Origin of the sequence: uncultured Pontibacter sp. (assembly GCF_947495565.1) — a bacterium.
Taxonomy (GTDB): domain Bacteria; phylum Bacteroidota; class Bacteroidia; order Cytophagales; family Hymenobacteraceae; genus Pontibacter.
On record NZ_CANLZM010000001.1, the window covers coordinates 330554 to 355862 of the forward strand.

Genomic DNA, 25309 nt, shown 5'->3' on the forward strand with positions numbered 1-25309 from the left:
CTTGCTTCTATAATATTTGTACGTGATTAAAGCACTAACTTTGTAAAATGGCAACGAAGAAGATCTATATTAAAAACATGGTGTGCGACCGCTGCAAAAAAGTGGTGTCAGAGGAACTTCAGAAATTAGGTTACACGGTGCTTCAGGTAGGGCTAGGTGAGGCCGAGATAGCGAGCGATCATAACATCGATGAAAATAAGCTACGGGAAGTGCTGGAAAGCAACGGGTTTGAGCTGCTGGACGACCGCAAGACGCAGCTGATCGAGAAAGTGAAGCTGGCCATAATAGAGCTGGTGCACCAAACCGGGGAGCAGGAGCTACACGTTAACACCTCCGACTATATTGCTCAGAAAGTTGGCCTCGACTACAACTATCTGAGCTCTCTGTTTTCTTCTTTTGAAGGGACTACTATTGAGAAATATCTTATACTTCAGCGGGTGGAGCGGGTAAAAGAGTTGCTTGTTTACGATGAGTTGAGCTTAAAGGAAATAGCTTATAAGCTAGGATACAGCAGTGTAGCACACCTGTCCAATCAGTTTAAAAAGATTACAGGCCTTACCCCAAGCTACTTTAAGCAGGTTAAAACCAACAAGCGCAAAACCTTAGACAAGGTGCAGGATTAAAGCTAAAAAAATCCTCACTACCGCGCTTTTACCAGAACAGCAGTGGGGAAATCTTAATAGCGTCTTAAAAAATGGCTGGCTTAACTATACACAGCTTTAGGCGCTACGTGCTGTGCCTTCTCAGTATATTCTAGTGTCTCATTATGCTGGCTAATATCAAGTCCTATTATTTCCTCTTCCCTGGAAACCCGCAGCGGAGTTATTAAATCTGTAACTTTTAACAGCACCCAAGAGCCTCCGAACGCAAAACCAGAAACGCCTACCAGCGTGGCCACGTGTAGCAGAAACAGCTCATACTCGCCAAAAATCAATCCGTTACCTAATTCGATAGCCGGGTTTACTGCCTTGCTTGCAAATACGCCTGTTAGTAGCATACCTACCATGCCGCCCACACCGTGGCATGGAAACACATCTAAAGTATCATCGAGGGTAGAGCGTGTCCGCCATTCTACAACCAGGTTGCTTACTATAGCCGCTATAACACCAATGGCCAGAGAGTGCGGTATAGTAACAAAACCGGCGGCAGGAGTAATAGCCACTAACCCAACCACAGCTCCTATGCAAGTGCCCAAAGCAGTGGGTTTTCTGCCGCGTAAGGCATCAAAAAAGATCCAGGCCAAGGCAGCTGCTGCTGAAGCTGTAGTGGTGGTGGCCAGCGCCACAGTTGCCAGTATACTTGCACCCATCGCCGAGCCTGCGTTAAACCCGAACCATCCAAACCAAAGCAAACCGGTGCCTAGCATTACGTGCGGAATATTGGCGGGAGCATGGCTAGCTTCGTAACGGCGCTTCAGGTACAAGGCAGAGGCCAGAGCAGCCCAACCAGCCGACATATGCACCACCGTTCCGCCTGCAAAATCCAGTACTCCTAAGTTAAACAGAATACCGTCGGGGTGCCAGGTGGCGTGTGCCAGCGGGGCGTAAATGAAAATAAAGAATAATATGATAAACAAAGTATAAGAAATGAAGCGGATACGCTCCGCAAAAGCCCCGGTAATAAGTGCGGGTGTAATGATGGCAAACTTCAACTGGAACATGGCAAAGAGCAGTAAAGGAATGGTAGGTGCCGCCGGCCACGGTGCGCCATCTATAACTCCGTTCATCATAAAATAGGTGAAGGGGTTGCCAAAAACACCACCTAAAGACTCTCCGAAAGCAAGGCTAAAGCCAAAAACTATCCACATTACTGTAACAATGGCCATACAAATAAAGCTTTGCAGCATTGTTGAAAGCACATTTTTCTTCCGCACCATACCTCCGTAAAAAAAAGCTAATCCCGGCGTCATAATCAGCACGAGAGCTGTAGCTGTTAGCATCCAGGCTGTGTCGGCGGTATTTATTTCCCCTCCATAATTAACCTGCGGTACAGATGGAAGAATAAAAGTAGCTGCCACAACCAACAAGAGCAGTAGCATCGGTATCCGGGAAAATGCTTTAGCCATAGAAATCAATTTTAAATATTAAACCTTGTTTCGTTGTTAATTTAACAACTCTAGATATAATATTTAAATATTTTCAATAAAAAAGATAAGTGGTTAGTAAAAAATAAAATAATAGGTGCGACGATGATAAATTTTAGAACAATTAAGATGTGTACTTGACAAAAGTATAATTGACTAGCATTGCTGTTATTGAACCTTGCCGCTAGATGAGTTTTTGTAATAAAGTATACTTTGGGCTGCTTGACTGTGAAGCAGCAGAAGGATGATGTAAAAAAAAACGCCATCCAGCACATTATGCTGGATGGCGTTTGATGAAGTTTAAATGTGCTTTATTGCACAGCTGAAACAGCTCTGGCAGCATTTACACGGCCATAACCATAGTATGGATCACGGCCTGGTTTGCCAAGGTCATTAGCAGAGGCGCGTAATACCGCTTTTACACGAGCAGGGTCCATCTGGCCACCATTCATGCCAATAACAATAGCGGCAACTCCCGTTGCATGAGGAGCGGCCATACTAGTACCCACTGACCAGTAGTAAGAAGTAGAGCCGTTCAGGTTGCTTCCTGAGCTAAACACGTAGTCCAATACATACACGTACTGTGTTACTCCGCCCACAGTAGCTATCTCATTTCCTGGGTACATATAGTCGCCGCCCGGAGCAGCAAAATCTACATCTGCAGTACCGTAATTAGAGTAAGAAGCCAGGTTATCTAAGTTAGTAGTTGTTGGAGCCAGTGCCCAACCCTGTGGTGCTGTAGCTGATATAGAAATAACATTGCTAGCGCTAGAAGGAATATGCACCAATGATTTGTCTTTGTTGCCATTGTTTGCATCGTTACCTGCCGAAGCTATTACGGTAACGCCTTGCTGGTTTGCATAGTTTGTAACTTTGTTGATGGCGTTAATCAGCTCATGCGTCGCTTTTGTATCGCTTACAACAAAGTCATCAGAAGGATCGTCCGGCGTGCCGTTGTCATCCAGGTACTTACCGTTAGCAGGAAGCGCTGCGCCCAAGCTCATGTTAATTACGTCCGCACCTTGTTGCACAGCGTGCACAATACCCTGCATCATCCAGGAGAAGGAGCCGCTGCCAGAGTCGCGCAGAACTTTTACAAGTATAAGTTCCGACTCAGGAGCTACACCTATTATACCTATACCGTTGTCAGCGGCTGCAATAGTGCCTGCTGTGTGGGTGCCGTGGCTGCCAACACCTGGCAACGCATAGCCAAGGCTCTCGCCCACAACAAAGTTTGCGCTGGCGGCATAATCAATGTTTGGCGCAAGGTCAGCATGGTCAAGGTCAAAGCCGCTGTCAAGCACAGCTATACGTACTCCCTTGCCTCTGTAGCCGGCGTTCCATGCCTCAGGAGCATCCACTGCATCATGGCCCCACTGCAAATTAAAGAAACGGTCGTTGTCGCCGCTGGCAGGAGGGTTGCCAAATGCTTCAGCGTCAAATTCTACTATTTTCTGGTCTGCCGGGTTGTACCACTGCACCTCCAGATCGCGGATAACAGAGCCAACACCTTTGATTTTGCCAGCCTTAGCAGCAAAGTCAGGGTCGCTGGATGTAACAGTGGCTATACCTACATCTTCCATATGGCCGGTCACGTCTCCTTTAGCTGCTTTCAGTTGCTCCTTAATATTAGCAGGCAGTTTGTTGGATGATGCAACCACAATGTAGTGGCCTTTTTTAAATTTAACTCCAGGGGTTGCTGAGCTAGCAGAGGCATTGCTTGTTACATCTGTACTTAAGGTAGCGTCTGGCGATACCTGCTCCTCATCCGGAGTACAGCCCAACATAAGGCCTAGTGCCAGCATAGGGAATGCTACACGCGTGGTAATTTTCTTTAGCATAAAAATGTAATTAAGGTGAATGGTTAGATCGTTGTGCAGGAAGCCTGCTTATTATTTTGTTAAGATAGATAAAAAAAATTATATAAAAAGAATTCTGCTTATGTATTTTTTGAATAAAAGAAGTAAAGTGTAGTATTTTGCTGGTGTATGCTATACTGTGGCTGGTGAAAAAATGTTGCTTTGGAGTAGGTTTTATTTGCTTTTTCTGTGGAGGATGATTCGATCTATTGCATATTACCACGGCAATCGAAAGCCCAGGCTGATAAAACCACGCCAGTCTGAGCGGGTTTCGCGCGCTATGCCTGCTGTTATCGGGCCAAAAGGAGTAAGGTAGCCAAGGGTAGCGCTATAGCCAACACGGCTGCTTTTGCCGCGCAAACTACGGTAGCCATGTAAGATGCTGGTGTTGATGAAGGCAGAGTTAACCTGAAGGTATAGTTTTTTACGCAGTTCCGCCTGCAGCCCTAAGCCGGAGTAAAATAAGTTATCGGCGGAGTATGAGAAAGGCTCTGCCGCCCGAAACTCAACCATGTTGGGCAGTACAGAAGTATACCCCCCGATCATGGTTTCCGCGCCTATCGGTAAATCATTGCTGGTATACATTACAAGCCCTTGCCGCAGCATCAGGCTGAGTTTTGGCCGCAGCGGTACTAAGCCATTCGCTCTCAGCGATACTTTAAAGTAGGGGTCTATATTGTCTTTGCCCATTATATTTTCCAGCTCGCGGTGGTCTTCCTGCGCCCTTACAGTAAATCTGTTCCCGAAGATATAGCTGCCTTGCAGTTCCGTCTGCCAGCCTTTGGTTGGGTATACCTGGCGGTCCAGGGTGTTCAGCTTAAAGAAAGTGGTGAAGGCCCAATTACGGATTTTAAGCTGCTCCAGCCAGTTAATGTCCACTGTAAGCGAGTCGAGGTTTATTTGCCCTGCTACCTGCGGATACAGGCGAGCCAGCTTGTACTCCAGTTGCTGCCCCAGCGTCCAGGTGTTGTTGATGGTGGTTTGCCAGCCTAGCGTGCCCACGTTCATGTTCTGCTGAAGTATGGCAACCTTGCTGCCATTGTCGTTAAACAGCGAAAGGTCGTTTTTATAGTACTGGCTCCCGATTTTTACGGCTATCTGGTTTCGGTAGCCCATATACTTCAGGTAGTTAATGTCATTGCGGATGTTTTGCCCCAAGTCTACCTCGGCCACAAAGCGGGATCCGGGCCAGAAAAGGTTTCTCCGGGTATAGTTGACAGTGGCTCCGGCCCGGTTCTCCGAATCATAATATATAGCCGTTTTCAGGGCTCCCTCAGCTGCTTCTTCCACGTTTACCTGCAGGTGGTGGCTACTGTCGGTGGGTACCATGGCGTAAGAAACTTTAGTGAAATGGCCGGTGCCGTAAAGTATCTCAATCCTGTTTTCGATGGTGCGGATGCTAGTCGTTTCGTTCTCGTTCAGGCGGAGGCGGCGGCGCAGAATACGCCGTGGCGTGCTATTGGTGCCGCTGATAAGGAGCCTGCCGATTTTTACGGAATCTTGGAGGTTGCTAATTGCCGGCTTGTGCATTGGCTGCGGAAAAGCGCTAAAGTATGATGCCAAGGAGCGAAGGCTGTCCTCATACTCCCGCGCCACAAGTTCGCCGGTTTTGATGATCTTTTCTGTGTCTGCAAAACTGCCGGTGTTGTAACCCTCCAGGAAAGGTAAAATATCTACCAGAAAGTCCGTTTTCTTTTTTTCGCTTTCCAGGTTAGAGGCACTGGTGAAAAACGTTGCCTGCACCAGCACATCAAGCATCGATTTCAGGTTCTGCTCCGGCTCCAGCCCGCCACCTACGTTCACTCCGATAATAAAATCAGCACCCATATCAAGCGCTTCCTGCACTGGGAAATTCTGCACCAAGCCACCGTCTACCAGCATTCGGCCATCTAACTTTATCGGAGTGAACACCGTCGGGATAGCCATACTTGCCCGCAGCGCCTCCGGCAAAAATCCTTGTTGCAGCACAACTTTCTGGCCTGTGGTGAGGTCAGTGGCCACGCAGGCAAAAGGTATGGGCAGCTTCCGGAAGTCCTGAATGCTGTGGGCGCCGCGCGTAAGCCTGATCAGGAGGTTATTCAGGGCCTGTCCTTCAATCAATCCGCTGGGGAAGCTAATGGTGGTGCCGTTTACAGGGAGCTCCAGCAGGTAGCGGCCATAGTACTCCTTCTCTTCCATGGCAATCTGGTTTAGGGGCACCTGGTTGCTCAGCAGCATTTCCCAATCCTGGCTCAGCGCAATCTGCTCAATCTCACTGGCCGAGTAACCGAGGGCGTAGAGTGCGCCAACCAAACTGCCCATACTTGTGCCAGTAATTATATCGGGGCGTATGCCCGCTTCCTCCAGCACCTTTAGGAAACCGATATGCGCCATTCCCTTCGCCCCGCCGCCACTAAGCACCAGCCCGATTTTGGGACGCTTGCCAGTGTGCTCCGGCCATGCCTGGGCAAATACTTGTGCGGGCGCAAAAGTATAAAGCAGCAGCAGAACAGGTAACAAATAACGCCTCATTTATAAGTTTGAGCTGGATTTATGATGATAACCTTTGGAAGAAGGAGAATATTTTAAGCCCTCTTGAAACTGAAAGTTAAGCAATTCTGGGAAAGCTGCTAGAGAGGTTAGGAGGGATTCTGAGGTAGAGGCAATAAAAAAGCCGACCTGTTGATGCAGGCCGGCTTTTCTGTTATATCAATTTTGCCAATTAGATATTCTCATTAACTATTTTAGATCCTGAGAAACCATAATACATGATGTATAAGTAGCACACCAGCGGCACCATGAAAGAGAGCTGCAGGTTACCAGTGAAATCGGCAACGGCACCCTGTAGCGGCGGCACGATGGCACCGCCCACAATTGCCATTACCAGCAGCGAAGAACCTTGGCTTGTATGCACGCCAAGACCTTTGATGGCCAGTGTAAAGATTGTTGGGAACATAATAGAGTTAAACAGGCCAATAGCGATAACAGACCACATAGCCAAAGAACCGGTAGCGAAACTCGTGATCAGCAGCAATACCACTACAGTTGCGGCAAAGAAGCCGAGGGTTCTGCTTGGTATAAAGCGGCCAAGCATCAGTACGCCAAAGTTCAGGGCAATCAGGCCAAGTGCTATAAGCGCCTCATTCATACCATAGGCAAGGAAAAGCAGAACGAATACGACTGCCGCTATACCTCCGATTACCAGATATTTACCGTTGGCGGTTTTCATGTTAGAAAGGGCTACTGCTCCAAAGAAGCGGCCCACCATGGCGCCACCCCAGTAAAAAGCAAGAAAATGACCAGCTTCAGCTTCTTCTAGTCCGGCAATTTCAGGTAGGCTGAAAAAATTGATTAGCGTGCTGCCAATGGCTACCTCACCGCCCACATAAGCAAATATACAGATGATGCCCAGCACCAGGTGGCGGTGACGCAGAGCGCCCGCGCCCGGCGTTATCTCATCGCTGCTCTGTATACTTGGCAGTTTAGATATTTTAATGATCAGCGCAATAACAAGCAGGGCAGCGGCTAAACCTAAATAAGGCATTTTAACAGAATCAGCGCCAGCGTCAGAGGCGTTTACGGCACCAAAAATAAGGTATCCACCAATAATAGGAGCAACCGTTGTGCCCAGCGAGTTCAGAGCCTGGGTCATGTTCAGGCGACTGGCTGCACCTTCGGGAGGGCCAAGTATAGTTACGTAAGGGTTTGCGGCAATCTGAAGGATGGTGATGCCTGAAGCCAATACAAACAGTGCCCCTAGGAAGAAGCCATAGCTCAGGGTGCTAGCCGCAGGGTAAAACAGCGCACAGCCTACTGCTGCCACTACCAAGCCCACTATAATACCGTTTTTGTACCCGATCTGGCGGATAGGGTCTCCTTTAGTGATGGAAAGTATGAAGTAGATCAGCGATACGAAAAAGTAAGCGCCGAAGAAAGCCGTTTGAATAAGCATAGCCTGCCAAAGCTCCAGCGTGAAAACCTGCTGCAGCTTTGGTATAAGTATATCGTTCAGGCAAGTGATAAAGCCCCACATAAAGAAGAGCATGGTTACTGTTACCAGCGGGCCTCTGTAATTCTGCGGTGTATCGTAGTCGGTTGCAGGGTTGGGGGTTTTGACATTGGTTTGCGGGGTGCCAGCCATAATAGTGTATTTTCGGTGTTGTTTAGTTTTAGTTTACTGACTTGCCTGAGGCAGAGAAGTGTTAATTATTATTTTTAGCTGCAGCTGATTAGCGGTAAGTGTTTACCTGCTTTTGGAAGCGGCCAACCCTGCAGCAGCTTGCAATTTACACTTAAAATTTGGCAGGCACAGGGTTTTGTTAATCAATATGAGTTTAAAAGGCCGCTATTTTTTCGTACTGAAATGATATAAACCGTGCTTTCTTGGTAGGTTTCGCCTGGCCGGAGTATGGCTGATGGGAAGTTTGGCTGGTTAGGCGCATCTGGAAAGGCTTGTGTCTCAAGGCAAAAGGCATAATGCTGCACATACCTATGTCCGTTACGGCCGGTGAGTGAGCCATCTAAGAAGTTGCCGGTGTAAAACTGGAGGCCGGGCTGGGTAGTGAGTACTTCCAATACCCGACCGGAGCCTGGATCGTAAACTTCGGCTGCTTTACGCATACTTCCAGATCCTGTGTTAAGCACAAAATTATGGTCATACCCGCCGCCCTGTATCTGGCGCAGGTGCTCGCCAATGCGCACTGGCTGCTTCAGGTCGAAGGGAGTGCCTTCTACTGCCGCCAGTTCCCCTGTGGGTATAAACGTTTCATCCACTGGCGTATACTTGTCAGCGTTTATGGAGATGATATGGTCATACACATTACTCACTTTACCTGCAGATAAGTTAAAATAGCTGTGGTTTGTCAGGTTTACTGGTGTGGCTTTGTCTGTGGTGGCTGTGTAGTCAATTTTCAGGGAGTTGTCGTCGGTTAAAGTATAAACCACGGTGGCGGACAGGTTTCCCGGATATCCTTCTTCACCGTCCGGACTCTGGTAAGTAAGTTTCAGGGCATTGCGCTCCGGCATTTCCTCCGCCTGCCATACCACGCTGTCGAAGCCTTTTGTGCCGCCATGTAAATGATGCGGCGCATCATTGGCAGCCAGTGTATACTCAGTGCCGCCAAGTATAAATTTTCCGTTGGCGATGCGGTTAGCGAAGCGGCCAACTATGCCGCCAAAGTGAGGCTCATTAGGTATATAGCCATCTAATTTATCAAACCCTGCCACCACATCACCGAAATTCCCTCGCTTATCTGGTGTTATAAAAGAGGTTACAATGGCACCATAAGTAGTGATTTTCACTGTTACACCTTGTTGGTTTGCTAAAGTATAGCGGTATACTTGCTGGCCATCGGGTGTAGTGCCAAAAGGCTCCTTTTTGATATTCATAGTATGATTTAATTGTTTTCTTTCCTGCGATTAGGCACGGCTATTAGTACAACGCTTGCCGAACAGCTTAGCGTATTAAAACAAGCATCCTAAAATGCTAGCCTTGCTTTAACCGAAAATGAAAGTAGAGAGTTACGGTTTAAAAGCCAATAAGGCTGAGATTACTGATGCTGTTCAGAAAATATTACTCGAAGCTGAGAAGTAGCGGGCTTTTTGCGGGTATCGGTTCCAAGTCCGGTTCCTCGGCAGGAGTGCTCAGGCTACTGGCCAGTACACGTACACGGTTGCGCAGCGAAGTGCTTTCTTCCTGCCCCTTCACATGAAACAGCTGGTGCATCTTATCTATGGCCTTATAAGTAAGCTTATACACCGATTTCTGGTCGATGCCCATAATATCGGATATCTCGTCGTACTGCAAGCCGGTGTAATACTTCAGAAAAATTACTTCGCGCTGGCGCTCGGGCAGCTTCGAGAGCAAGAGGTGTATTTTCTGCTTGTTTATTTCAATAGATTGTAGCTTGATCAGCTCAGACTCATGCGAGGCCTCTACGCCAAGTTGCGTATTATCGGGTAGCGGTTCGTGCTTGTTCTTGAAAGTCGCTTTTTTGGCGATTTCACAACGGAAGGCCTTGAGGAGGTAGTTTTTTACGCTTGGGGGTGTAGATAAATTCTGCCTGCTTTTCCAGATCTGAAAAAACACCTGCTGAATACTATCCTTCACAATATCCGTGTCAGAGACAAGGCGTTGCCCATAGCGCAGCATCACGGGTGAGTAGCGCCTGTACAAGAGGGTGAAATCAGCCTCACTGCCTTCCCTAAACTTATTCCATACTTCCAGTTCTTCCATACGAACCGTTATAGTTATCCAGTTTTACCGGCTATTTGAGTGTCCGCTCACGTAGCAGGTTTTAAAAAGTTATTGCAAATGAGGTGTTTATCAATGGGTTACAAGTATAAATGAGCCTCATTAGATCTTACTTAATTCGAGCGTTCTATACTTGCTGCACCTTCTGAATCTCACAAATTTAGGAATATTAACATACAATAAAAAGAATGTTGCTTTGTACTATTATTGTGTTTAAACACCAAGTGAGCACATACTTTATTCTGCCTCTGCCATAGGCCGTTAATTTCTGTAAGGAGGATTCACAGACTTAAACTATAAAAGCTTTATATAGTTTTGGTTTGACACGATATAAGTTTGGCCTAAAGCGGGAAGAAGTGCAGCCTAAGGTGCTGCCGGAACAATGTATGATCTTACCTGCGTAGTAAGCAGAATAAAACCCTTTGTTCATGCGCAATTTAACTTACTGGCTTGCTGCCCATACAGGTCTTACAACAGAGTTTTACAGCAGACTCCTTTACTCGCTGGCGGTAATTGGCGTACTGTGGCTTCTGAGCCTGTTTCTGCAGCGGTTTATCAACAAGCAGCAGGCAGACCTTCGGAAAAAATACCAGTGGCGGAAAGTCACTAATTACTCCATTACTACCCTCAGCCTGATTTTTCTGTCTTATATCTGGCTCGACGGCTTTCAGTCTATCGCCACATTTCTGGGCCTGCTCTCAGCAGGGCTGGTGCTGGCACTGCGGGAGCCGGTGTTAAACATGGCGGGCTGGGTATTTATTATCTGGAAGCGCCCCTTCCATATCGGCGACCGCATACAGATCGGCGACCACATAGGCGATGTGATTGACATCCGGCTGTTTCAGTTTACTTTAAACGAGATTCAGGGTTGGATAAAGGCCGATCAGGCGAGCGGTCGCGTTGTAAACATCCCGAACCTGAAGGTTTTTACGGAAACGCAGGCAAATTATAACTATGGCTTTCCGTTTATTTGGGAGGAGATACCAGTCCGGATTACGTTTGAGAGTAACTGGCAAAAGGCCAAAGGTATACTTTGGGAAGTGATGCATGAGCACGCGGAGCAACTCTCAGAGGCAGCCCGTGAACAGATTAGATGGCAGTCGCAGCAGCACCTTATTTTTTATGAAGACCTGCAGCCGCACCTGTACACCGCTGTACGGGATAACGGAATAGAGCTAACCATGCGTTACGTATGCAACCTGATGCGCCGCCGCCAGAGTGTCCACCTGATTTGGGAAGATGTGCTGGTGCGGTTTATGGCAACACCTGATATCCGTTTTGCCTTGCCAGCCACTCGTTTTTACCGGGGTGAGGAAGGGCAGGAGCCTACACCAAAGCAAGTATAGGTTTGCTTTGGCAAACTTCAAATCAAGTATGAAATTAATCTAGGCCTTAAATAGCAATAGGAGAATGATTGCCTGCATTTTATCAGCCTTAACTAAAAAAAACACCGCCCTTTGCCAAGGCGGTGTTCATACCTATACTTTACATACCTATACTTTAATGGAGCTTAAGCAGCAGTTACATTCTGCTCTGTAACATAAAAGTTTGGGTTGACTTTTACGGTTGTATTTTTCTTTACTTTCAGTTCCTGCCAATCCGTTGTAGGCTCCAGCCACTGCTCTTTGCCGTTCAGTGATACTTTTACAGGCATGTTGAAGGAGTCTACACTGTTAGCCCAACGGTATTGCAGCTTCTTGCCGTTTAGTTTATACTCTAAAGCCGGAATGCGTACATCGCGCAGGTATTGGTCAAACACCGGCGTAAGGTCGCGGCCAATGTGCTGGCTCAGGTAATTCTCAATTTGCTGGGTGGTTACCGTTTGGTGGTAAAATTCCTTGTTCAGGCCGCGCAGAATGCTTCGCCACTTCTCATCATTGTCTACAATCTGGCGCAGGTTGTGCAGCATGTTAGCGCCTTTCGGATACATATCGCCAGAGCCTTCTTTGTTCACATTATACGTGCCGATAATAGGTTTGTCGTTCTGGATGATGTTGCGCAAGCCCATCACATACTCATTAGCGGCCTTGGTGCCGTAATGGTAATCCAGGAACAGCGACTCCGAGTAGTTCGTGAAGCTTTCGTGTATCCACATGTCGGCAGCATCTTTATATGTGATGTTGTTGGCAAACCACTCGTGCCCGGCCTCGTGTATGATGATGAAATCAAATTTAAGTCCCCAGCCGGTACCGCTCAGGTCGCGGCCCCTATAGCCATTTCTGTAGCCGTTGCCATAGGTTACAGCGCTCTGATGCTCCATGCCCAGGTATGGCACCTCGATCAGTTTAAAGCCATCCTCATAAAAAGGGTAAGGGCCAAACCAATGCTCAAAGGCCTGCAGCATCTGGTGCGTTTGCGTAAACTGTTTTTTGGCCTTCTCCAGGTTATAGCTTAGCGGGTAGAAGTTTAGGTCCAGATCGCCTTTCTCGCCTTTATAGGTGTCGGAGAAGTGCGCATAATCGCCGATGCTTACGTTCACGCCATAGTTATTGATAGGGTTAGCCACATACCAAGTATAGGTTTTGCTGCCATCCTGGTGCTCCAGCACATTTTTGAGCCTGCCGTTGCTCACATCCATTAAACCCTTTGGGGCACGCACGCTGATGCGCATGCTGTCTGGCTCGTCGTACATGTGGTCTTTGTTAGGCCACCACAGGCTGGCGCCGTCGCCTTGGTTGGAGTTGGCTACCCAGGGTTTGCCGTTGGCGTCATACTGCCAGGTCATGCCGCCGCTCCAGGGAGGGTTTACGCTTACCTGCGGTTTGCCGCCGTAGTATACTTCTATCTCTTTTTCCTGACCTGCTTTCTGCGGCTCCTGCAGTTGCACAAACCATGCGTTACCATCCTGCTGCACCTGCAGCTCCTTACCGTTCTGGGTTACCCGGTTTATGCGCATGGGCGGCTGCAGGTCTACCTGCATGCTTTGCTGCGGCTCCAGCACCTTGTAACGGATGGTATTGCTTCCGTGCACGCTGCTGTCCTGCGGATTTACAGCGATGTTGAGGTGGTAAAAGGTGAGGTCCCACCAGGCGCGCTCTGGCGTAATGCTGCCGCGCAAAGTATCCTGGCGCGTAAATTCCTGTGCCTGCACAGCGGCAGTTCCCAGGCAAAGCAAACCGCCAAATGCTAGTGTCCGGAACAATTGAGGAGTCTTCATGAATTATTTCGTTGAGGTGATCAGCTAAAAAAACATCCTGCCCAAAGTATAAACTTAAAGCAGGATGCAGTAGCTAAGTTAGCTTTTTTGTGCTGTATGGCAATAATGCCAGTGTAATTTATACTGTTATACCGGGTGCACCATCTCCTTGTACTCCGGGTAGCGCTCAATGTAAGCCTCCACCACAGGGCAAGAAGGTATGATTTTATAGTTATTGGATTTGGCGAACTCCAGCCCCTCTTTTACAAGCTTGCCTGCCAGGCCCTTGCCACGGTGGCTGTCCGGCACAAAGGTATGCTCAAAATCGAGGATGGTAGTTTCGGTGTAAGAATAGGTTAGTTCTGCGTCGTTGCCGTCAAAGGGCATGTAAAAACGCAGATCTTCTTCGTCGTGAATTATATTGTCGTTCATACTAAGTCAAGTTGGTTCCTTGTGTCATACGGTTGCTGCTGTTGCATGTTAAGCTTAGCCGCGAGGTTTAGCTCTTTCGTACTGAGGTGGCCACGGGTGCTCGTCACCTAGCTCCAAGGCTGCATGCATCGGGAAGTACGGGTCGCGCAGCAGCTCCCGGGCCAGCAGAACCATATCGGCCTGGCCATTTGCCACTATCTCTTCCGCCTGCCTTGCCTCAGTAATCATCCCTACAGCACCGGTTAAGATATCGGCCTGCCGCTTTACCTGCTCTGCATACGGCACCTGGTAACCTGGCGCAACTGGTATGGAGGCATGTGGCACGTTACCGCCGGTAGAGCAGTCAATCAGGTCTACGCCTAAGGCTTTAAGTTCTTTGGATAAAGCTACGGAGTCATCGCCTGTCCAGCCGCCCTCAGTCCAGTCGGTAGCGGAAATGCGCACAAACAGCGGGAGATTTTCGGGCCATACGTTGCGTACCCGCTCCGTTACTTCCAGCAGCAGCCGGATACGGTTCTGGAAGGAGCCGCCATACTTGTCGGTGCGCTGGTTACTTATGGGGGAGTAGAACTCGTGCAGCAGGTAGCCGTGGGCAGCGTGTATTTCAATCACCTTAAAACCTGCTTCCAAAGATCGCTTGGCCGCTGCCTCATACGCATCTTTAAACTCCTCTATCTCCTGCAGCGTGAGCTCATGTGGTACGGGCTCGCCTTCTGCAAATGGTTGGGCGCTAGGGGCCACCGTCTGCCAGCCGTTTTCTTGGTCAGGAGTGATGGCTGCCCCGCCATCCCAGGGGCGGTGGTGGCTGGCTTTTCGGCCGGCGTGCGCCAGTTGTATGCCCGGCACAGCGCCTTGTTCAGTTATAAATTTAGTAATGCGCTGCAGCCCCTCCATATGCTCATCCTTCCAGATGCCGAGGTCATGGGGTGTAATCCGGCCCTCCGGGGCAATGGCTGTAGCCTCCGCAATAACCAGACTGGCACCTCCTACGGCGCGGCTGCCCAGGTGCACCAGGTGCCAATCAGTAGCAAAGCCGTCCTGGCTGCTGTACATGCACATCGGCGATACGGCAATACGGTTTCTGAACGTGATGCTGCGGATAGTAAGCGGGGAAAAAAGTATAGACATAGTATAAACTCAGTTTGATGAAGTAGTACAAGAACAGTTGCTGCCACGGTTTGTTACGGCAGGTTTGACTGTAAAGTATAAATTTCTTCAGGTTACCGGGCTGCCTCGGCTAAAATGCGGCTGAGGTCTGTGAGTATGCTGCCGATGTCGCGGAGCGTGTGGTTGGAGTTTATACTGCGTAAGGTGCTGAGGCACTGGTTTTGTAGTTGCTCCGCCTCCCGGATGCTGGCTAACAAGGCTGGGCGGTGCAACTCCTGCGGTCCTACTATAGTGTTGCTAAACAATGTGATACAAACTGCTGTGGCTTGCATGGCCTGGTGCAGCGCGTGTGTGTCCTGCAGGTCGGTTTCAAAGATGTGCCCAGAGTTAAGGTCGGCTATGCCCCGGCGTATTCCCCGTATCTGGGTAGTAATATGCTCCAGCCGCTTCACACCAATGGAAAGCCGGCTGAGGCGGGTGCGTTTGTGCGTCAGAAACGGGTTATACTTTAAGCTCTGCTCGGCCAGCTGCAGCGATTTTATACTTTGCTCTGTGGCGGCAATGAGCGCATCGGTCTCCTGCCGCCCCACAAGCTGCCCTTTTTCGGTCTGGCGCAGCTGTGTGGCCAGAAACTGGAGCGTTTTGGTGCCTTGCTCGCCTAAAGCAAGCATGCTTTTCTCTACCTCCGGAATAGCGTTTTGCGGTACAATAAGAGCGTTGATTAACACTGCCACAACTGATCCCATCAAGGTTTCCACCACCCGCTCCAGCGCATATCCTTCTTCCTGAAAACCAAATGCCAGCACCAGGAAGGAGCTTACCGCTACCTGCGATACAATCTGAGGGTTCATGCGCAGGGCTTTGGAAATGCCCATGCCAATAATGATGACCAGGAAAATAGAAAAGCTGCTGATGCTGAGCCAATGCCCTATAAGCAAGCTGACAGCTACTCCGCCCACGATGCCGATAATGCGCTGCGTCGCCTTCTCTACAGAATCGGCTACAGTAACCTGCACTGTAAGTATAGCGGCCAGCGGGGCAAAGAAAGGGTATTCAGAGCCAAGTATTGCGGTAGCCACCAGCCAGGACACCGAAGCAGCCAGCGCCGTTTTCACGATTTGTAGCGTAAGCCCGATACGGGCAAAGAAATCTATGATTTTGGGCATGATGAGCTATACCTGTGGCAGCTGCAAAAGTTTACTATCGAGAAGCTGCTGGTACAGCAAAGGTATAAAGTATAGGCAGAGTAGAAAGTGTATCCGAAGTTATATTCTTTTAGTCGCGGCAGACAAGTTTATTTATACTTCAGCTATGCAATGTTCGATAACTGATTGATTAAATGCATTTATTTTAGCTAACGGCAGCTTCGCATTTCATCCCAAATCTTATTTATGAATAATCTGGCAACGCGTTGATAATTATGTTTTTACTTGAAGTATGGCCTTGCAGCTAAGTCTCATTTAATATTTTCCTGATGATATCTTCTTCGATTGGTTTTTGCAGAAAGCCGGCCAGGAAATCATACTCCTGTGCGCGCCTGATATCCTTAACATCCACAGACGAGGTTAGCATGTAAATCAGACAGTAATTTTCTAACAGATAGGCATAAGGCTCCAGAGCGTCTAAAAACTCCCAACCGTTCATGTATGGCATGTTCAGGTCCAGGATAATAATCTCTGGAAGCTGGTCCGGCTTAGTCTCCAGCAGATAGGGAAGTATTTGCTGGAGGGCATCGCAGGGGTTCAGGAACGTTTGATAGCTTTCAGCAAAATCTTCCGCTGTAAGCATCGCCTCTGTCAGGAAAGCGCTTACCTCGTCGTCATCAATAATGTAAACACTTTTAAACATAAAGTTGCGCTTTCTCCAATATTCAGGTTGTAGAGCCTTTTTATAAAAAACAGCAGTTGCCGGGCGCAAATATGGTTCAGTATCAGTCTCTTGTAACCCAATTTTACAGATGCAGCGAAGCGACCCCGTAAATTATACTTCCATTTATACTTGCAGTGTAAAGGCTTATAATTTTTACGAGAATATATACTTTTTGTGTGCAGAGAGGCTTGATTTATTTATAAGGAGAAACGCTAAAACTAAGTAGGATACTAAAGTATGGCGCGGAGAAAATTCAATTTCTGCCGCGTAATAAAGGCTATGTGCTAAGTATTAATAGTTGTACAGCAGGCATTATTAATGAATTGGCAGCGTGACCTTAAAAGTAGTGCCGGCTCCCGGCGTACTTTCAACTTCTACGCGCCCCTGCAACATCCTGACCTGCTCTTTAATAAGATATAAACCAAGGCCTTTGCCATCTATACTATGGTGGAAGCGCTTGTACATTTTAAACAGTGAAGGGCCCACCTCTTCCAGGTTCATACCTGTGCCATTGTCCGCCACAGACAAAACGGCTTCTGTTCCGTGCTGCACCAGCGAGATTTTGATGTGCAGCGGCCGCTCTGCCGATCTATACTTAATGGCGTTAGACAGCAGATTTTGGATGATGCTCACCAGAAAAGCTTTTACAGTGAACAAGGGCGTATCCAGGTGTCCGGCCAGTGTTATGCTGGCGCTGGCACCGTCTACCTCTTGCTGCATATTGTCTAGACACAGCTGCACCAGCTCCTCCACGTCGCAATGCTCGCGCGGCTCGTCGCCTTGGTGGTGTAGCGTGAGCATCTGGTTCAGGTCGCGCACCATGCCGTCGAGTTGTTGGGCCGATTGCAGCAGGGCACCAAGCGCTTTTTCCTGGGTTTTCTCTGGCAGGTTGTCTTTTTGCAGCAATTTACCCAAGCCGAGCAGACGGGCTATAGGGCTACGAAAATCGTGAGCTATGATTTTTCGGAACAGCTCCAGTTCTTCGTTCTGGTGCTGCAGCTCCTGCGTAGTGCGGATCAGGGCCTGCTCGCGCTCTTTCTGCTCCGTTATATCTTTCGCCACTCCAAATATAGCGACTACGTTACCGGCTGCTTTAAGCGGAAAATTGGTTACATCCAGAAAAATAGCTTCGCCGCTTGTGTTTAGAACCACCGTCTGGTAGCGCTGCGGCAGCCCCTGCCTGGCAGATTTAAAGTAGTGCAAAGACTCCTCCCAGTGCTCCGGGTGGATGATCAGTTGGTAATTCTGACCCAGCAATTGTTCCCGGCTTTTTTGCAGCACCTCACATACTGTCTCGTTCACAGTATGGAAAGTTCCGTCCAGCTTTATAGTATAGATGGCGTCCGGGTAATGGTTAAAGAGGAGCCTGTTAAGGCGCTCCAGCCGCATCGAGTCAAGACCAGTGCTCCGTTGGATGGGTGAAGTAATGTTGTGCATTGGGTGTTAAGTTTGTGTTGTTATAGCTTATATAATGTACGATCAGTTTTTTTGCAGCTGAAGGAGCCACTCATCTTCCAGCGGCTTCTGCAGGAACCCTGCCACCAGCTTTGAATGGGCGGCGCGTTTCTGCTCCTGCTCATCCACGGATGAGGTGAGTATGTAAATGCGGCATCGGCCCCGCAGGGCCTGCTCATAGGGGCTAAGAGCCTCTAAAAAGTCCCAGCCACTCAGGAAGGGCATATTCAGGTCCAGGAAAATAACCTCGGGCAGTGCCTCCGTGCTGCTTCCGTGCACGCTGTCCATTAAGTTCTGCAATGCTATCTTAGCGTCCAGAAACCCTTTGCACTCGTTTGCAAAACTTTCAGCCTCTAAAATCGCCTCTGTCAGAAAGATGCTTACTTCGTCATCATCTACAATGAATACTTTCTTATACATGCTTTGCTCCTAAGTATATTTTGAATGTAGTGCCTTGGTTCAGGGTACTCTCAACATCTATTTTGCCGCCTAAGGCCTGCACCTGCGTTTTTACCATAAACAGCCCGATGCCTTTGCCAAACGTGTTTGGGTGAAACCGCTTGTACAGCTGGAAAAGCTGTTTCTGAACCAGCTGCATGTCCATGCCAGATCCGCTGTCGCGCACTGTTAGCACATAGCCTCGTTTATCCCGTTCTGTCTGTACCCAAATCTCCAGCTGCCGATCTTCTGCTTTATACTTCAGGCTGTTAGACAGTAGGTTGTAAAGTATACTATGCAAATAAGCCTTAATTGATAAAAGACAATGGTCTGGTGCTATGGCCACATGAACAGCCACGTTAGCTTTAAGAAACTCATCCTCAAACTGCCCGAGCACTTCTTGGCACACCCTGGCTAGGCAAACGGTTTCGCGCTGCGTAACACGTCCAGATTCGCGTAAAGAAAGTATCTTGTTGATATCCTTCACCACCGTATCGAGTTGCTGTATGGATGCCTGCAGCTTGTTTTTGGCTACATCAAAGTTAGCTGACTCCTTCGGTAGCTTATTGACGAGCTGTATTAAACCAAGGGCATTGGCCACAGGCGCGCGCAGGTTATGCGATATAATGTAGGTGAACTGCTGCAGGTCCAGGTTATGCTTGTATAGGTCGTCTGCCAGTTTTAGCAGTTTGCCTTCGGCTTCTTTCTTCTCGGTAACGTCCGTCTGAATGGCAATAAAGTTCTTCAGGTTGCCTTCCTGGTCAAAAATAGGCGTTACGTCAATGTAGAACCAAAGTATTTCTCCGGATTTCCGGTAATTAAGCACCTCCTCCGAAAACGGCTTTCGGGAGTTATACTTGCTGACGATGCGCTGCGCCACTTTAGGGTCAGTGCCCGGGCCTTGCAACAAGTCGCTGGGTATTTGGCCCAGCACTTCTTCGCGATCATAGCCTGTAATGCGGCAGAAGCCATCATTAACCCATTCTATTTTTCTTTCAGCATCCATAATAATCACTCCATTCACGGTTTTGCTGGCCACCAGGGAGAGTTTCTCGATTTCGCGCTGGATGTTCTTCTGCTCGGTTACATCTATAAAATGAACGGCAACGCCATCAGGAGTAGGGTAAATGCTGATATGTAAATAACCAGGGTATGGCGTAGTAAAAGCCTCTTCTAAATAAGCAGCTGTTTGCTGTTCTGCCACCTGCTGGCAAACTCCGTAAAACTTAGAGGATTTTAACTCTGGCCAGAGCTCCCAGATAACCCTGCCGGTAATCTGGCTGCGATCCATTTTGATAAATGATGCAAAGGAGGTACTCGCAAACGAAAAGCGCCATTCGTGATCTAAAGCGTAAAAAGGTTCTGTTATACTATCCAGGATGCTGTTAAGCTGCTGCGCCTGCTGCCTGATAAGCTTTTGCGCCTGCACAGCCTCTGTTATGTCTTTGGCAATGCCTTGTACACCTTGTACTTCTCCTCTAAAGTATACCGGCATTACCGATACGCTTATATTTTTTATATCACCCAACTTAGTCACTATGCGTACCTCTACCGTATGGGCTTCACCGGTCCATACTTTGCTAATGGCATCAGTGGCAATCTTAACGTGGTCGGGGTGCAAAAGGGCGGTATAAGGTAAGCCAAGAATATCGCTTTTACTGTAAGCAGTGAGCGTCTGTATATGCTTGTTTACCTGCTGAAAAGCACCGTTTATGTCTAGCGTAAAAACAGTATCCGGATGCTCAAAAAACAGTGATTTGTAATACGCCTGATGGTAATCTTTGTCGTATGCCAGCTGTATAGCCTCTGTTACATCGCGGGAGGTAACCATAATGCCGCGCACATGATCGTTGTGCAGCATGTTTCTGCCGGTGCACTCTATCCAGCGCCAGTCGCCTTGCTTAGCTTTAAACCTGAATAGGGGGAAGGAGGCTGTATTAAACTTAAGAAGTTCTTCCAGCGCATTTTTTACGCTTGGCAGGTCTTCGGGGTGTATAAATGATAAGGCGCTGACACCCAATAATTCTTCTGGGGTATAGCCAAGTGAAGCCACCACAGAGTCTCCTACAAAAGTATAGGTTCCCTCCTCGTCCAGCACAGCAATCAGCTCTATTGTGCTGCCAACTATGGCACGATAGAACTCGCGTGAGTAATATTGTTTAAACTCTTTAGAAACAGGAGGTTGCAAGCAGTTGTATTTAGGTATTAGTTCTAATATTTGGGAGCATTGCGAGTCATACTCAATAACCGCCATCACAATACATGCAGGCAATGCGCAATCAGGCTCCAATATACGGAAGAATTACAAAACACAATTCTAAATCATTCTTTATCTGTTATTTTGAATTAGAATAGTAAGTAGTGACCTAAGCCACTGAAAAATTGCTGACTAATCTATTTTTTAGAGAAAAAGCTATTAGCTTATATAACTTTTTAGTTGTTTAGTGTTGTTTTTTGTTCCATTATACTTGTCTAACTTGTCCGGCTGCACGCTGCTTCTGGATATTTAACGTATGGTAGCGTGCTTCATTACCAAAACTGCTTTTCAAAACTAAACTCACTGCTTATGAGAATTTTTACGCTTCCTCGTTTTTTCCTACTGTTTTGGCTGCTGGCAGTTGGGTGGCAGGCGCAGGCGCAGGTCGTCACGACAGAGCCCGCCTTCCCTACCGCAGACAAAGAGGTAACACTTATTTTCGATCTCACTAAAGCCAAAGACAGCCGTGCAAAAGCGCTCCTGGGCAAAACCAATGATGTTTACTTATGGTCAGGTGCCGGTTCTACAGAGGGTGGAGACGCCTTCGAGTATCAGCCTGAGGGGCAGACAACCTGGACGGCCCCTTTTGAGCCAGGTAAAATGACACCGCTGGGTAATGACAAATGGAAGATCACGTTTGTACCCCGAGAGTATTTTGGAGTGCCGGCAGGTACGCCTATCCGCAAAATGGGCCTGCTCCTTAAAAACGGAAATGGCACGGCTCAAACAGAAGACCTTGTTATATCGGTTTATGCCGATGAGCTCAAAGTAGCTTTTCAGCAGCCAGTGCAGCGCTTTTTTTTCGCGGAAGCCAACAGTACGATTGAGGTGGCAGCTGCTGCTTCTGCGGATGCCTCATTGCGCCTGCTGCAGGACGGCATTGAGCTGACCACTGTTACTGCCGGAAAAAACCTCAACTATACTTTGCCGACAGGCACCGACAGGGGCTTGCGCCACAAAGTAACCATAGAGGCTCAAACTGCCACTGAGTCTGCCACAGCCTTTTTTGAGTACATGATAAAGCCAGTTACCAGAGTTGCGGCTCTTCCTGCGGACATGGTAGATGGTATAAATTACATTGATGAAGATGAGGTGGTGCTTGTGCTTTACGCTCCGAACAAAGAAAACGTGTACGCGATCGGGGAGTTCAATAACTGGCAGCCTTCGCAAGAGTACCTGCTGAACCGCACACCTGACGGAGCGCGTTACTGGCTCCGCCTGACTGACCTGCCGGAAGGGGAGGAGGTTGCTTACCAGTATTTGGTGGATGGCACCATTGCTGTAGCCGACCCTTATGCCGATAAAATTCTGGACCCAGCCAATGACAGCTACCTGACAGCCGCCAACTATCCGAACCTGAAACCTTACCCGGAAGGGGCAACCGGTATTGTATCGGTGCTGCAGACACAGCAGCAGGAGTATACTTGGCAGGTAACAGATTTTAAGCGTCCGGAAGTAGACCAGCTTGTGATTTATGAGCTGCTGGTGCGCGACTTTGTGGAGACTCGTAATTATAAAACTTTAACCGATACCCTGAGTTACTTTAAAAGATTAGGGATCAATGCCATTCAATTGATGCCTGTGATGGAGTTTTCCGGGAATGAGTCGTGGGGTTACAACCCTATCTTCTTCTTTGCTCCTGACAAAGCTTACGGCACCGAAGAAGATCTAAAGGCTTTTATTGATGCGGCCCACGAAGCAGGCATTGCCGTTATACTTGACATTGTGCTGAACCAGGCGGATTATGAGTTTCCGTATGTAAAGCTGTATTGGGACGGAGACAGGCCTTCGGCAGATAATCCATACTTTAACCAGGTTGCCACGCACCCTTACAACGTTTTCTTCGATTTTAACCACGAAAGCCCCGCCACCAAAATGCTGGTACAGCGTGTGACGGAGTATTGGCTGAAAGAGTATAACGTAGACGGATTCCGCTTTGACCTTTCCAAAGGCTTTACCCAAAAAAACACCGGAGATAACGTTGGAGCCTGGAGTGCCTATGATGCAGATCGTGTAGCCACTTGGAAACGCATCTACAATGAGATCAGGAATGTAGACGAGACAGTCTATGTTATTCTGGAACATTTTTCAGACAATGCAGAAGAAAAAGAGCTGGCCGATTACGGCATGCTGTTCTGGGGTAACTCCAACCACGACTTCAGGCAGTTGGGCAAGGGCCAAAACGCGCATGTAAAGTGGTTGTCTTTCCGGGAGCGTGGCTGGGCGCAGCCGCATGTAATTGGCTATATGGAAAGCCACGACGAGGAGCGCTTCGTGTATGATGTGAAGCAGAACGGCAAGTCCTCGGGCAGCTATAACACACGTAACCTGAACACTACTTTAAACCGCGCCAAACTTGCGGCAGCCTTCGCCCTGACTATTCCCGGCCCTAAAATGATCTGGCAGTTCGGTGAGTTGGGCTATGATATTTCGATCGATGAAAACGGCCGCACGGGCAACAAGCCGGTTTTGTGGAACTACCAGAACGACCCCGAGCGCGCCAAGCTCTACCAGGTGTACGCCGAACTGATCAAGTTAAAAACATCCCAGCCTGTGTTTGCCACAAAGGATTTCATGCTGGACCTGGATAACCTTGTGAAGCGGATAACCCTGAGCACCGAAGGTATGGAGGTTTTCCTGATCGGTAATTTTGATGTGAAGCAGCAGCTGCCCTCCGCCGGTTTCCCGGCTGCAGGTACGTGGTACGACTATTTCACCGGAAATGAGCTGATTGTGAATGATCCCGCAAAGGAAATCCAGTTGGAGCCAGGCGAGTTTAGGCTGTTCACGTCGCAAAAGCTGGATGAGCCTGTGGCAAACCTGGTGCCTTGGAACTATCTGATACTGTCAGCAGGTGATGTGCTGGAGGCCGGCAAAAGCTTTTCCGTATACCCTAACCCGGCTCAGGGTACAGCTATACTTCATTTGGAAAGTCCTTACCGTGGCCAAGTACAGCTAAAAGTAGCAGACATAACAGGACGCACCGTACTTGTGAAAACAGTCACAAAATCGCAGGATGTTTTAAAAGAGCAGGTACAGCTGCAGAACCTTGTAAATGGGTTATACTATATACAGATAGCTACAGGAGACGAGAGAAGCGTGCAGAAGTTGATAAAAGCTGCCCATTAAAACGGAAATTGGCATCCACTTAAAGCATAAACTATACTTAAAATCTGAAGTATAAGATTTTAAGTATAGTTTAAGGTATATTTTCTATGATTTGCTTATAAGTGTCTGGCTTTTAAGTTTAAACGTTTTAAGTATTGATAAATTATTAAGTTTTCAGAAAAATTACTGATAAGGGAGGGATAAAATCCCTCCCTTATTGCTATACAGGTTAGTGAGCAGGCACTAAGCTTGTTTGGGATTCATTTAATCACCTGAATGAAGTACGTTAACTACCGTGTAGCTGACTTTGCAACTGACGAAGACTTTATACTTTGGGTACAGCGGCCAACAGAAGAGGCGGATGCTTTTTGGGATAAATTTCAGCAGGAATGCCACTGGCAACGCAAAACTGTGTCGGAGGCGCGGGAACTGGTGCTGCACCTATCTCAAGAATTTGAAACAGCTCCTGAAGATGAACTGGATGAGCTTTGGGACGTAATAACTAAAGATCGCCAGCACTACCTGACTTACGGAGAACAGGAAAGCGAAAGCGACAACAACAGCAATAAGTTTATACTTGGCAGTGCTCCGAAATTCAGCATGATGTGGGCTGCTGCGGCTGCGGCTGTTTTACTGATGGTAAGCGGCTTTCTGCTGTACCAGCAGCGGCAAACAACCATCACTTACGCTACCACAGCAGGTGAGCGGTTGCATTTACGTCTGCCAGACAGCTCTTTGGTAGTACTGAATAACAATACAAAACTCATACTTTCAACTGACTGGTCATCAAATGATGACCGGGTGGTGCAACTGCAAGGGCAGGCTTTCTTCTCAGTAACACATAAGCACAACAATCAGAAGTTTATAGTACAAACACCAGACGGACTTGAGGTGGAGGTGCTGGGCACCGAGTTCAGCGTATCAAACAAAAGCAATCTTCGTCAAGTTATACTTGAGAGTGGAAAAGTTAACTTAAGCTATAAAGACGAAAAAGGAGAGCAGCAACTGGAGATGGCCCCCGGCGAGCTGGCTGAAGTAACAGAAACCAACGGAATCCTCAAGCACAAAGTACAGCCTGAATTGTATAACGCCTGGAAAGACTCCAAACTGCTGCTGGAAGACAAGACACTGGAGGATGTCGCCAAGCTACTAAGCCACAGCTACGGTTATTCTGTAGCGATCACAGACCCAAGCCTGAAAACACAACGCATCACTGCTTACCTCGATAACAATACCCCTGATCATATCCTGTCTACAGTATCGGAGACATTAGGAGTGAAGGTGAGCAGAGAGAATAAAAATATTACTATAAGCTCTAACTAATTAACAACTA

At 48.0% G+C, this 25309-nt stretch carries 18 protein-coding genes; 4 read left to right on the forward strand and 14 right to left on the reverse strand.

From position 1 onward, the window contains the following. The first annotated feature begins 47 nt into the window (after window positions 1-47). Complete coding sequence (locus Q1B04_RS01420; RefSeq protein ID WP_299754626.1) at window positions 48-623, forward strand: AraC family transcriptional regulator; 576 nt, start codon at window positions 48-50, stop codon at window positions 621-623. An 80-nt stretch (window positions 624-703) separates the two neighbouring features. Here Q1B04_RS01420 and Q1B04_RS01425 read toward each other — a convergent pair whose 3' ends face one another. From Q1B04_RS01425 to Q1B04_RS01450, 6 genes are all read right to left on the reverse strand, one after another. Then, window positions 704-2065 (reverse strand): ammonium transporter, encoded by a 1362-nt coding sequence (locus Q1B04_RS01425; protein WP_299754628.1) that lies wholly within the window; start codon window positions 2063-2065, stop codon window positions 704-706. A 329-nt stretch (window positions 2066-2394) separates the two neighbouring features. Continuing rightward, window positions 2395-3924: a S8 family serine peptidase gene (locus tag Q1B04_RS01430; protein WP_299754630.1), complete on the reverse strand. Its 1530-nt coding sequence runs from the start codon at window positions 3922-3924 to the stop codon at window positions 2395-2397. A 234-nt stretch (window positions 3925-4158) separates the two neighbouring features. After that, the gene (locus Q1B04_RS01435) at window positions 4159-6453 is read right to left on the reverse strand and encodes a patatin-like phospholipase family protein (RefSeq protein WP_299754632.1); all 2295 of its coding nucleotides are present in this window, start codon (window positions 6451-6453) and stop codon (window positions 4159-4161) included. 190 nt (window positions 6454-6643) lie between these two features. After that, the gene (locus tag Q1B04_RS01440) at window positions 6644-8062 is read right to left on the reverse strand and encodes a sugar MFS transporter (protein WP_299754634.1); all 1419 of its coding nucleotides are present in this window, start codon (window positions 8060-8062) and stop codon (window positions 6644-6646) included. Between the two features lie 182 nt (window positions 8063-8244). After that, window positions 8245-9309 carry an aldose epimerase family protein gene (locus Q1B04_RS01445; protein ID WP_299754636.1) on the reverse strand — a complete coding sequence of 355 codons (1065 nt, stop codon included), beginning with the start codon at window positions 9307-9309 and terminating at the stop codon, window positions 8245-8247. Window positions 9310-9493: 184 nt separating this feature from the next. Then, entirely contained in the window at window positions 9494-10156 is a 663-nt protein-coding gene (locus tag Q1B04_RS01450; protein ID WP_299754638.1) for a sigma-70 family RNA polymerase sigma factor, read from the reverse strand. 446 nt (window positions 10157-10602) lie between these two features. On the opposite strand from Q1B04_RS01450, the gene Q1B04_RS01455 reads away from it, so the two are divergent. After that, window positions 10603-11520 (forward strand): mechanosensitive ion channel domain-containing protein, encoded by a 918-nt coding sequence (locus Q1B04_RS01455; RefSeq protein WP_299754640.1) that lies wholly within the window; start codon window positions 10603-10605, stop codon window positions 11518-11520. A gap of 164 nt (window positions 11521-11684) precedes the next feature. On the opposite strand, the gene Q1B04_RS01460 is transcribed toward Q1B04_RS01455, so the two are convergent. The 8 genes from Q1B04_RS01460 to Q1B04_RS01495 all read right to left on the reverse strand — a co-directional run bounded on the left by Q1B04_RS01460 (window position 11685) and on the right by Q1B04_RS01495 (window position 20799). Then, entirely contained in the window at window positions 11685-13331 is a 1647-nt protein-coding gene (locus tag Q1B04_RS01460) for a M1 family metallopeptidase (RefSeq protein WP_299754642.1), read from the reverse strand. 126 nt (window positions 13332-13457) lie between these two features. Then, the gene (locus Q1B04_RS01465) at window positions 13458-13742 is read right to left on the reverse strand and encodes a GNAT family N-acetyltransferase (RefSeq protein ID WP_299754644.1); all 285 of its coding nucleotides are present in this window, start codon (window positions 13740-13742) and stop codon (window positions 13458-13460) included. Window positions 13743-13796: 54 nt separating this feature from the next. Further along, the gene (gene namA / locus Q1B04_RS01470; protein ID WP_299754646.1) at window positions 13797-14870 is read right to left on the reverse strand and encodes an NADPH dehydrogenase NamA; all 1074 of its coding nucleotides are present in this window, start codon (window positions 14868-14870) and stop codon (window positions 13797-13799) included. A 92-nt stretch (window positions 14871-14962) separates the two neighbouring features. Beyond that, window positions 14963-16015 carry an FUSC family protein gene (locus Q1B04_RS01475; RefSeq protein ID WP_299754648.1) on the reverse strand — a complete coding sequence of 351 codons (1053 nt, stop codon included), beginning with the start codon at window positions 16013-16015 and terminating at the stop codon, window positions 14963-14965. A gap of 283 nt (window positions 16016-16298) precedes the next feature. Further along, a complete protein-coding gene (locus Q1B04_RS01480) occupies window positions 16299-16697 on the reverse strand; it encodes a response regulator (RefSeq protein ID WP_299754650.1) in 399 nt (132 codons plus the stop codon). A gap of 336 nt (window positions 16698-17033) precedes the next feature. After that, window positions 17034-18155 (reverse strand): PAS domain-containing sensor histidine kinase, encoded by a 1122-nt coding sequence (locus Q1B04_RS01485; RefSeq protein ID WP_299754652.1) that lies wholly within the window; start codon window positions 18153-18155, stop codon window positions 17034-17036. A gap of 42 nt (window positions 18156-18197) precedes the next feature. After that, window positions 18198-18593: a response regulator gene (locus Q1B04_RS01490; protein ID WP_299754654.1), complete on the reverse strand. Its 396-nt coding sequence runs from the start codon at window positions 18591-18593 to the stop codon at window positions 18198-18200. Continuing rightward, on the reverse strand, window positions 18586-20799 hold the full coding sequence (locus Q1B04_RS01495) for a PAS domain S-box protein (protein ID WP_299754656.1): 2214 nt from the start codon (window positions 20797-20799) through the stop codon (window positions 18586-18588). The genes Q1B04_RS01490 and Q1B04_RS01495 overlap by 8 nt, the downstream gene beginning before the upstream one ends. Before the next feature lie 378 nt (window positions 20800-21177). Between Q1B04_RS01495 and Q1B04_RS01500 the strand changes: the two genes are divergently transcribed. Together Q1B04_RS01500 and Q1B04_RS01505 are read left to right on the forward strand one after the other, a co-directional pair. Next, window positions 21178-23997: an alpha-amylase family glycosyl hydrolase gene (locus Q1B04_RS01500; protein ID WP_299754658.1), complete on the forward strand. Its 2820-nt coding sequence runs from the start codon at window positions 21178-21180 to the stop codon at window positions 23995-23997. A gap of 255 nt (window positions 23998-24252) precedes the next feature. After that, on the forward strand, window positions 24253-25299 hold the full coding sequence (locus Q1B04_RS01505; RefSeq protein ID WP_299754660.1) for a FecR domain-containing protein: 1047 nt from the start codon (window positions 24253-24255) through the stop codon (window positions 25297-25299). Window positions 25300-25309: the final 10 nt, after the last annotated feature.